This is a genomic window from Glycomyces sp. L485 (genome assembly GCF_022548875.1).
In the GTDB taxonomy this organism is placed as follows: domain Bacteria; phylum Actinomycetota; class Actinomycetes; order Mycobacteriales; family Micromonosporaceae; genus Glycomyces.
Window position 1 is genome coordinate 1 of record NZ_JAKZEW010000071.1, and the last position, 341, is coordinate 341.

Sequence of the window (341 nt, forward strand, 5' to 3'; positions counted from 1 at the left end):
ACGCGACCGGATCAATCCTGGCCTCACCGGCACACGCCGCACCAGCGAGCGCCCGGAATTTCTTCGACAGGCGGGCGATCGCGGCGATGTCGGCCGCGGTGCGCACGTGGAAGTCGAACCGTTCCATCAGCCACGCCCGCAACGCGGAGAACCCGTCCACGTCCCGGTGAATGTTCCAATCCCGCGCCTCGATCACCCGCTTGAGGATCCCGGCGTGCGCGCTGTTGATGGCATCGGCGAAGGCACCCAACTCGGTGTGGATGACCTTCGACTTCTCGCTCCGCTCCGACCCGTTCGCCTTCGTCTTCGCCATCACACACCCCCTCCGTCATCCAAGCTTT

Annotated in this window: 1 protein-coding gene; it reads right to left on the bottom strand. The window is 65.4% G+C overall.

Features of this window, described 5'->3' with window-relative positions; genetic code table 11:
- Nucleotides 1–313, bottom strand: a 313-nt coding sequence (locus L0U85_RS19760; protein ID WP_241379489.1) for a hypothetical protein, incomplete at its 3' end; no start/stop codon positions are given.
- Between the last annotated feature and the right edge of the window lie 28 nt (nucleotides 314–341).